This is a genomic window from Frankia sp. CcMO1, assembly GCF_977945845.1.
Window position 1 is genome coordinate 1 of record NZ_CDWTMG010000213.1, and the last position, 8,747, is coordinate 8,747.

At 66.4% G+C, this 8,747-nt stretch carries 8 protein-coding genes; 1 reads left to right on the forward strand and 7 read right to left on the reverse strand.

Going from position 1 to position 8,747, the window contains the following annotated elements:
• Nucleotides 1-43: 43 nt before the first annotated feature.
• The 5 genes from AC08OU_RS19545 to AC08OU_RS19565 all read right to left on the reverse strand — a co-directional run bounded on the left by AC08OU_RS19545 (nucleotide 44) and on the right by AC08OU_RS19565 (nucleotide 4,396).
• Nucleotides 44-1,069 carry a nucleotide kinase domain-containing protein gene (locus AC08OU_RS19545; protein WP_476605497.1) on the reverse strand — a complete coding sequence of 342 codons (1,026 nt, stop codon included), beginning with the start codon at nucleotides 1,067-1,069 and terminating at the stop codon, nucleotides 44-46.
• A gap of 45 nt (nucleotides 1,070-1,114) precedes the next feature.
• On the reverse strand, nucleotides 1,115-2,071 hold the full coding sequence (locus tag AC08OU_RS19550; protein WP_476605490.1) for a TylF/MycF/NovP-related O-methyltransferase: 957 nt from the start codon (nucleotides 2,069-2,071) through the stop codon (nucleotides 1,115-1,117).
• Between the two features lie 9 nt (nucleotides 2,072-2,080).
• Nucleotides 2,081-3,043 carry a hypothetical protein gene (locus AC08OU_RS19555; protein ID WP_476605491.1) on the reverse strand — a complete coding sequence of 321 codons (963 nt, stop codon included), beginning with the start codon at nucleotides 3,041-3,043 and terminating at the stop codon, nucleotides 2,081-2,083.
• A gap of 259 nt (nucleotides 3,044-3,302) precedes the next feature.
• Nucleotides 3,303-3,509 carry a DUF397 domain-containing protein gene (locus tag AC08OU_RS19560; protein WP_476605492.1) on the reverse strand — a complete coding sequence of 69 codons (207 nt, stop codon included), beginning with the start codon at nucleotides 3,507-3,509 and terminating at the stop codon, nucleotides 3,303-3,305.
• Complete coding sequence (locus AC08OU_RS19565) at nucleotides 3,506-4,396, reverse strand: Scr1 family TA system antitoxin-like transcriptional regulator (protein WP_476605493.1); 891 nt, start codon at nucleotides 4,394-4,396, stop codon at nucleotides 3,506-3,508. The genes AC08OU_RS19560 and AC08OU_RS19565 overlap by 4 nt, the downstream gene beginning before the upstream one ends.
• 180 nt (nucleotides 4,397-4,576) lie before the next feature.
• On the opposite strand from AC08OU_RS19565, the gene AC08OU_RS19570 reads away from it, so the two are divergent.
• Nucleotides 4,577-4,894 carry a hypothetical protein gene (locus AC08OU_RS19570; RefSeq protein ID WP_476605494.1) on the forward strand — a complete coding sequence of 106 codons (318 nt, stop codon included), beginning with the start codon at nucleotides 4,577-4,579 and terminating at the stop codon, nucleotides 4,892-4,894.
• A 626-nt stretch (nucleotides 4,895-5,520) separates the two neighbouring features.
• Here AC08OU_RS19570 and AC08OU_RS19575 read toward each other — a convergent pair.
• Nucleotides 5,521-8,172 (reverse strand): polynucleotide kinase-phosphatase, encoded by a 2,652-nt coding sequence (locus AC08OU_RS19575; RefSeq protein ID WP_476605495.1) that lies wholly within the window; start codon nucleotides 8,170-8,172, stop codon nucleotides 5,521-5,523.
• On the reverse strand, nucleotides 8,169-8,747 hold a 579-nt coding region (locus AC08OU_RS19580), incomplete at its 5' end, for a methyltransferase (RefSeq protein WP_476605496.1). The genes AC08OU_RS19575 and AC08OU_RS19580, both read right to left, overlap by 4 nt.

Sequence of the window (8,747 nt, forward strand, 5' to 3'; positions counted from 1 at the left end):
AGGGTTTCGCATAAGCCTCAAGCTACCGCTTCCGCCGAGGGTCTCAGAAGAGCGTGGAGAGTTCCGGCTCTTGGCTCCCCGAACTTCCCATTACTGGACCGCGCGGCAGCTTGTCGTTAATCTGCCACTTCGGCGGGAAGAAGAGTTCGATCGGTTCACGCGACTGTGAAAATCGAGCCTTGATGCGCTTGCGTGCGCTGGCCAGCTCCGGGGCAGCTTCCCGGCAATACTTGTCGGTCTCGCAGAACAAGCCTTGAGCGTCGATAGCGTGCAGTGGCCGTCCCCACAGGCCGCGAAACGGAAAGCCAAGCCGTGATAGTTCGGCTTCTTGGTTGTCTACCATCCAGAGAATGATGTCGGCCGGCTTGTAGTCGCCGAAATCCTCGAAACATTTCTTGATGCCGCGTAGTGCCCCCGGCCCGGCTTGCGTGAATTCGTTCTCAGAGAAGTTGATGAGATCAGAGTAGTTGAGGTCAATCGTCGTCTGGTACGACATGAAGTCGCCCATCAACGGGTAGCCATGCAGCAGCTCGTACACCTCGCGCAGCGACGAGGCGTCGAGCAGGCGTTTTCCGAGGTCATCCCCGAGGAACATGTAGCGGAATAGTTCCACGTGATTGAGGTGCTTGAGGCCCTGACCGAAGGCGTCGGTAGCACAGAGAATAAAGGCTCCGGTGTAGAGGCCGCCGTTCTCCTGCCGCGCGTAATCAAGCGCTTTCGTAAAGGAGCCGTCCGCCAGGTCATCGAGCGTCGGGTAGCGGCTGAGGAAGGTCCGCACACTGCGCCACGTCTCAATCTTGCTGAAGGTGCGGAAGGCGACAATCTGAAACAGCCGGTCCTCGGGGCTACAGGTCTCGTCGTGATAGCAGACGTCGCGAATCATGTACTGACTGACCCGATCAGCTGCTCGAAAGACGTTGCAGAACTTGAAGGTCTGAAGAATCGCGTCGTCGGTCCACGGGGCGGGCTGCCCGGCAACGCGGCGCTCGAACGCCGCCTGACGCTTGGAAGCGAACTGCCAATACAACTCATAAATTCCGTGCCGGGGTTTCGGTGGTCGCAGCGTCATCACCTTCTAGTATAAGCTAGCCGCCGGTGCATTCGGGCGACCATCCTACCGCTGCCGATAGAAGACCCCCGTGCCGTGTAAGTGGAAGTAGCGGGCGTCATCCAGTAACGGCATTCCGGCAAGACGTTCACCGATGGTGTAGCGGAACCGGTCTACACCGGTAAAATGGTCGAAGACGATAGCGCCGCCAATCACAATTGTATCCGCGACTGCGCGCAGTGCTGCCCGTGCCGACGAGTAATTGTCAGTGTCTATGAAGGCGAGTACCAGCGGCTCACCGTGTACGCGCTGCGCTGTCTCGACAATATCGCCCGCCACGATCTCGACGTTGCGGCCCTCGAAATAGCGCTGCACGGCTGGCAGGTCGGTAAAGACGCAGTCCGGATGGTCGTACATATCGAGCGGACTGCGCCGCGGCGGGAATCCAGCGAAGCTATCGAAGCCAATGACCGGCCAGTCAGCGCCAAGCCGCTCGATAACTCGCGACAGGAACATCGTCGTACCGCCCTTGAACATGCCGAATTCCGCGACCGCGCCGCGAAGACCGAGGCGGGCAGCATTGACGAGGCACTGATACAGGTGCGGCAGACTGTTGGGATAGCCATTGGCGAGTGAGGGCACGAGCAATTGCGCACGCTCTTCCTCGTACATGCGGTCGCGAAATTGGAGATGGCCGTAGCCGGAGACAATGACGCGGGGCGTGCCCTGCATGAACGGCAGCGCGGCCAGAAGCAGGTCTTCCTTGGCGGCATCGGCCGCGACCACCAAGACGTCAGGTGTCACGTCGGTCAGGGCTTCAAGTGGCCGCGTGGGTACGTTGAGCTTAGGCGACGGGGATTCAGCGCTGTAGACCCCCTCAACGGCGGCATGGAGCCCGGTAGGTGAGAGGTCGCGGAGGAGCGCTAGGGTAACGTCGGTAAGGCCGAGAATCCCGAGGCGGACGCCACGGAGGAGTTCAGCCTCCACATCCTCGCGCAGCTTGGCGTAATCGTCCGGCAGCATGTTACCCCTTTAGCCCAAGACCTTGCGGTAGCTCAGTCGCCGTTGGTCGAGATCGGCCACAAGGTAGCCGCCTTCATTCGTAGCGAGCTGGTGCATTGCCTGAAAGCCTTGCTGAATGGCGCGCTGCCAGAGCCAGGCGGGCAGGGATTCGACCTCCAGATCAGTCGTGGCTGCGCGGGCTACCTCAATGACTTCACCGTCGATGTTCGTATCGCTGAGAAAGCCCATGCGCCGGACCGCAAGCCGTGACAGTATGGCCGCTAACCCTTCCTCGGCGAAGATGGCGCGGGCACCGTCTTCGCATTCATCCACCATGGCATCAGACTTACGCTTAAGACGCAGGATTGCCCGCATGGTCGGCGACCAATTGAGTACTGCCATGAATCCTAAGTGAATCGCATCGTGGAAGCGGTAAGTGTCAATCCGACGGGAGTTGTCAGTGAGCGGATCGCCGAGGGGAACGCCAAGTTGGTAGCCACGCAACTTGCCGTTGACTGGGAGTGGGCCGTCAGGAAAAGCATTCGGTACGGCATCGATGAGCGTCAACGAGGCTGTGGCTCGCCCGGTCGAAAGCGGCTGCTCGGCAACCGCGACCGTGAGCTGACGCGGGAATCGTTCTTGCGGCGGGTAGTCGGCGTCGAATACCGGAAGTGCGGTGAAATTATGTCCGCCCGGTTGAGTGGGATAGCGGTCATGGCTCCGCTGCACGGTAGAGGCCGCGACGTCTTCCAGGTCAAGGCGAAATGCGGTCGCGACGGCGGAGAGATACCACAAGAGGCCGCCCAATCGTTCGTGGAGGAACTCGCGGTTAGCGGTGAGGTCCAGGCCGTCGCGGAGGTACTTGCGGTAGACGTTAAGAATGGCGCCTGTCTCACTTGCGAGACCGAGCATCGGAGCAATGGCCGCGTGCGGGCCGCCGAGCGACAAGCGGCTCGTTTCTTGAGCGGCACGTTGAAAATCCGACAGTTCCATGTACCCGCCTCCCTGTGCTACCGGTTGCTTGCGCCGCCGCAACCATGTAGGCAGTCTCGTAACCGTACTCGCCGAACGTCGCACGGAGCGGTCGAATCCCGGTTCGTCCGGCTGTCTTGCGATTCGACGGCTGCCGGGGAACGGTTCTGCCATGCTGGAAGGTCGGTCAGGTTCGGGCTTCTCCGGGCGGAAAGCTAATTTAGGCACAAGAAAGGTCCCGGAGCGTGGAATGTGCTCCGGGATCTTTCTTGTTCGCGTCTCACATCGTCAGATGATCGAACTCCCCGTTCTTCGCGCCGTCTAGCCACGCCACCCACTCAGCGGGCGTGTAGCGCAGGACGGCCCCGTCCGGGTCCTTGCTGTCCCGCACCTCAATGGCACCCCCATGACGCCGCATCTCGACGCACTCTCCCTGGCCCTGCGAGGCGGATGCCTTGATCCAGGGCGTCTCGTCGTTGCTGCTCACAGCTGGAACTCCTCGATAGAGATGGATTGGTCGTAGATGGCGTTGAAGGCAGCCCGGTACCGCCCAAGCTGCTGATCCTGTTCGTGGTAGCTGCCGCTGACCAAGGACTCGACGTAGACGGCCGCCGGGTCGTCGGGATCAGCGAAGTCGAAGATCGTGAAGCCTCCTGTCATGGCTGCGTGGGCACCTACCGACCACGGTAGGACACGGATGTCGACGTGATTGCGGGTGCCAAGCTGACGTAGGTGTTCTAACTGTGCGTCCCTCACCGTGACACCCCCTACCTCCCGGCTCAGCGCTCCCTCCCCGATGACCGCCCGCAACTGACCGGCTGGTTCACGGTTGAAGAACCGCTCTTGCCGCGCCAGCCGCAGCCGGATCACTTCGTCCGGTGGTGCCTCCACGTCGATGGCCGCCTGGTTGACGGCCGCTGCGTACTCCGGCGTCTGGAGCAGGCCATGCACCAGCTCGGCGTGCCAGATCAGGACGTGGTCGGCCCCTTCCTCTAGACCGAGGTACAAGGCGAACCAGTCACGGAGCTGCCTACCGGTGTGCTGTTCCCACCAGGCACGTTCACTCGTGCCCTCTGCCAGTGCGATCAGGGTGTCGATCACGGCGTTATCCGTGACGCCGTAGAACCGGCACAGCGTCAGGATGTCCCCGATCTTTACTTCACTTCGGCCGGACTCGATGCGGATCATCTTGGAGACCGAGAACAGCTTGGCCCGCTCGACGTCCTTGATGGCCTTGCGACACCCCTCGCGCAGGCTGCGCAGGCGCTTCCCCAGTTGCCGGCGCACGACCGTAGGTCCACCAGCATCCGCCACAACGATCACCTCCTCGGCGAGCAGTGTGGCAGAGACCGCTACCAGCGCGACAGTTGTCACGGTGGACTGTCGTCATGAAGGTGCTGTCAGATTGATACGTTGAGGCCGCCGTCACGCCGGGTGTTGGGTTGGCCACGACGAACCCAGCGGTCTACGGGTTCCTCAGCGCATAACCACCCTCGGGGGATCGCTGGGTTCGTCCTTAAGACGCACATCCTGACGGCGGAGCGGGTCGAACTCATGGGTTACGCGGCAGAACTGCCCGAACGGTGGACCGGCGTCCTGGAGTTGGATCTTCTCGACTCGGACGACCGCTGGACCGGCACGATTGAATTCACGTTTCGCTACGAAACCATTGAGCTGCGCCTGCAAGGCCGCCTCATCGCCGCCATGCCTCGGGATGGATTCCGTTACTGGCTCGGTCGGCGAACCCACCCTTACAAGATCGATGACGTCTGCTGGTGGATGTACGAGGGCCAACTCCTCATCTGGATTCACGGCCTAAACAACTACGGCATGACGCCGCAGATCTTGCACCGCCTGGTGACGGTGTTGTGATGGCCGGGAGTAATCAGCGGGACTTCCATTACCCCATAGCGGGTGTGTGTGTCTGCTGCGCCAAGCTGTGGCCGTGTCCCTACACCCAAGAACCTCCGGTGCCCCGTCAACGAGACGGCAGCGGGGACTAAAGCCGCCTCCGCCCCGTTGGCAGACGGAGAAGCTGTTGGCGGGGCGGGGGTACCAATTTAAAGATGAAGCAGGGTCATCACGTTCTGGGTCGCCGTCGCGCTCCTCTGGACTGAAGTAGCCGCTTCAGGGCTGTCAGCGACACGTTGTGCTGCACGGCGAGTTCGCGAGCAGTTGTACCGGCGAGGTAATCGGCGACGAGTTGATCGATTTCGGCCGGAGACAACCGGACTGTCAGCGGACGTGTGCGCTGGCTACGGCAGGCTGAGGTGTAGGTCCCCGGCGGGTCGGGTGTCGCTGTCTCGCCCTGCTCGCGCTGGAGCTGCGTCCAGGTTGCGGTGAGGTCGTCGAGGATGTCGTGACGGTTCGAGTATCTCCGCGCTAGCTCGACCAAGATCGCCGCCGGTGAAGCGGAATGACCGGAAAACCGGTCATTCCGCTTCACCGGAGGCGATCACGAACCCCTGGGGACGCCGCATCAGCCCAGGGGAGGCCGCTCACAGCCGCGGATCGACCGGCTCCGACTCCAGCGCGAGCACCGCGAACACGCACTCGTGCACCCGCCACAGCGGCTCACCCCGGGCGGCCCGATCCAGCGCCTCCAGGCCGAGTGCGTACTCCCGCCCCGCGAGGGAGCGCTTGTGACCCAGCCCACGCGACCGCAGCCGCTTCAGGTTGGCTGGCTCCGTGTAGTCGGGACCGTAGATGATCCGCAGGTACTCGCGCCCGCGCACCTTGAGCCCCGGCTGCACAAGCCCCTTCCGGCCGCGTGTCAGGTTGTCGCCGGGCTTCACCACCATGCCCTCGCCGCCCGCCGCCGTCAGCAACTCCCACCAGGAGGTGGCGGCCGCCGTCGACGCCGCGTCCGTCGTGTCCGCCGTCACCCGGCGGGTCACCGCGAACATCGAGGGGTCGGCCACGGCCAGCCGGTCCGCGAGTCCCAGGTGCCACAGGTGCGGCCGCTCGTGGAACGTCGTCCCCTCGGCGGCCAGGATCTGGAACGGCGCCAGCTGGACGCCGTCCAGCCCCTCGGTGGGCCGGCAGTATCGCCGGTAGGCCGCCGTGAACGCCTCCGCGTTGCCCTCTCGCGCCCGTGTGCGCGAGAGCAGGTCCGTGACGTCCAGGCCGCTCGCCGCGGCGGCCGACAGCGCCTCGACCGCCGCGGGCAGCGCCCTTCGCGCCGCGGCCCCCACCGCCGCGTACTGGTTGCGCAGCAGGTCGCCCGCCTTCGCGTTCCACGGCAGGAGTTCGGCGTCCAGCAGCAGCCACGGACTCTCCAGCTCGGCGAACAGCCCCGCCCCCTCCGCCGCCGCACGCACCCGCTCGATGAGCGCCGAGGTCAGCTCGGGGCCGAAGAAGGGCCGGCCGGTCCGCGTCCACACCGCTCCCGTCGCCTCGCCGGGCGCGCCGAAGCGGGCCCGCGCGGCAGCGAGGTCGCGGCAGACCAGAACCACTGCCCGCGACCCCATGTGCTTCTCCTCGCAGACCACGGCCGCTACGCCGTCGGCCCGGTACGCCTCGAACGCCTGCTCCGGATGCTCCAGCAGATCCTCGTGCGTGGACGTCGCGACCGGGCTCATGGTGGGCGGCAGGTAGATCAGCCACCGCGGGTCCACCGCGAACCGGCTCATCACCTCCAGGGCGGCCGCCGCGTTCTCCTCGCGCACGCTCACCCGGCCGTGATGCCGCGTCTCGATGACCCGGCGGCCGGTGACGTCGGTGATGTCCAGGACGTCGACGTCGCGCCGTCCGGTCGCCGTCCCTTTCCCCGTCCCAGCTCCCGGCGCCTGCTCGCCGGCCACCTCGGACCCGAACTGCGGGTTGGCCGGAAAGGGCTTGGCCGGCTCGTAGTGGACGCGGGCGGCGGGAACGGCGACGACCTCCCGCTCCGGGTACCGCAACGCCGTCAGCCGGCCGCCGAAGACGCAGCCGGTGTCCAGGCACATCGTGTTGTTGACCCACTCCGGGACCGGGATCGGCGTGTGGCCGTAGAGGACCGTCGCGCGGCCGCGGTAGTCGCGCGCCCACGGATACCGGACCGGCAGGCCGAACTCGTCCGTCTCGCCGGTCGTGTCGCCGTAGAGACAGAAGCTGCGGACCCGCCGGGACGCCCGCCCGTGGTAGCGCTCGATCAGCCCCGCGTGGGCCACGATCAGGCGGCCGTCGTCGAGCACGTAGTGCGACACGAGCGCGTCGAGGAACCGATCGACGCCGGCGCGGAACTCCGCGGGCTCGGCCGCGAGCTGCTCCAGCGACTCGGCGAGCCCGTGCGAGACACGCACCATCCGGCCGCGCAGCGCCCGCAGCAGCTTGTCCTCGTGGTTGCCGGCCACGCAGAACGCGTCGCCGGCGGCGACCATCCCCATGACGAGCCGCAGGACGCCGGGCGTGTCCGGGCCACGGTCCACCAGGTCACCCACGAAGACCGCCCGCCGGGACGGATGGTGGGCGCCCACGGCCCGCCCCCGCGCGTCCCGGGCGACGGTGTAGCCGAGGTCCGTCAGCAGCCGCTCCAGCTCGGTGCGGCAGCCGTGGACGTCACCGACGACGTCGAACGGCCCGGTCTCGTGGCGCAGGTCGTTCCGCAGCCGTCTCCGGACCACGGAGACGGCGGCGACCTCGGCCTCCGTCCGCAGCACGTGGACGGTCCGGAAGCCCTCCCGCTGCAGGCCGCGCAGGCCGCGCCGCAGCTCGTTCCGCTGGCGTCGCAGCACGTGCGGGCCGAACTGGCGGTCCGGGCGGGCCGCGTTGCGTTCGGCGCACACCCGCTCGGGCAGGTCGAAGACGACTGCCACGGGCAGGACGTCGTGCTCACGCGCGAGCGCGACGAGCTTGCGGCGCGCCTCGGGCTGCACGTTCGTCGCGTCGATCACCGTGAGCCGGCCGGCGGCGAGGCGCTTGCCGGTGACGTAGTTCAGGACGTCGAAGGCGTCCGGTGTCGCGGACTGGTCGTTCTCGTCGTCCGCGACCAGCCCCCGGCACGTGTCGCTGGACATCACCTCCGTGGGCAGGAAGTGGGTCCGGGCGAACGTCGACTTGCCCGAACCCGTGGCTCCGATGAGCACGACCAGGCTGAGCTCGGGGACGTCGAGGGCGCGTGGCGCGTCCTGTGCCTCCGGGGTCCCGGACGCTGAGGCGGGCGTCGTCATGCCGCCACCTCCGCCCGGGTGAAGACCGCGAGCTGAGACGGCGGGCCGACCTCCGGGTCGTCCGTGCCGACCGGGAGGAAGCGCACGACGTACCCCCACCTCGCGGCGACCCGCCCGGCCCACTCGCGGAACTCCGCGCGGGTCCATTCGAACCGGTGGTCACGGTGCCGCGAGGCCCCGGGCGCCAGCCCCTCGAAGCGCACGTTGTACTCCACGTTCGGCGTCGTCACCACGACGCTCGCCGGCCGCGCGGCCCCGAAGACCGCGCGCTCCAGGGCGGGGAGGCGCGGCGGGTCGACGTGCTCGATCACCTCCATCAGAACCGCGGCGTCGAGGCCCGTCAGGCGCTCGTCCGTGTACGTCAGCGACGACTGGAACAGCCGGAGCCGGTCACGCCGGTGCTCGGGCATGCGGTCCAGGCGCAACGCGCGGGCCGCCGCCTCGAGCGCCCGGGCGGACACGTCGGTCGCCACGACGTGCTCGAACTGCGGGTCGTCCAGCAGCGCGCGGACCAGCGCGCCCGGCCCGCAGCCCAGGTCCGCGACGCGGCGGGCACCCGCGGCGCGCAGGACGGC

Excerpts from the sequence above, each read along its gene's own strand:
- AC08OU_RS19545 (WP_476605497.1), bottom strand. The coding sequence starts at position 1,069 with ATGACGCTGCGACCACCGAAACCCCGGCACGGAATTTATGAGTTGTAT.
- AC08OU_RS19575 (WP_476605495.1), bottom strand. The coding sequence starts at position 8,172 with ATGACGACGCCCGCCTCAGCGTCCGGGACCCCGGAGGCACAGGACGCG.
- AC08OU_RS19550 (WP_476605490.1), bottom strand. The coding sequence starts at position 2,071 with ATGCTGCCGGACGATTACGCCAAGCTGCGCGAGGATGTGGAGGCTGAA.
- AC08OU_RS19555 (WP_476605491.1), bottom strand. The coding sequence starts at position 3,043 with ATGGAACTGTCGGATTTTCAACGTGCCGCTCAAGAAACGAGCCGCTTG.
- AC08OU_RS19570 (WP_476605494.1), top strand. The coding sequence starts at position 4,577 with ATGGGTTACGCGGCAGAACTGCCCGAACGGTGGACCGGCGTCCTGGAG.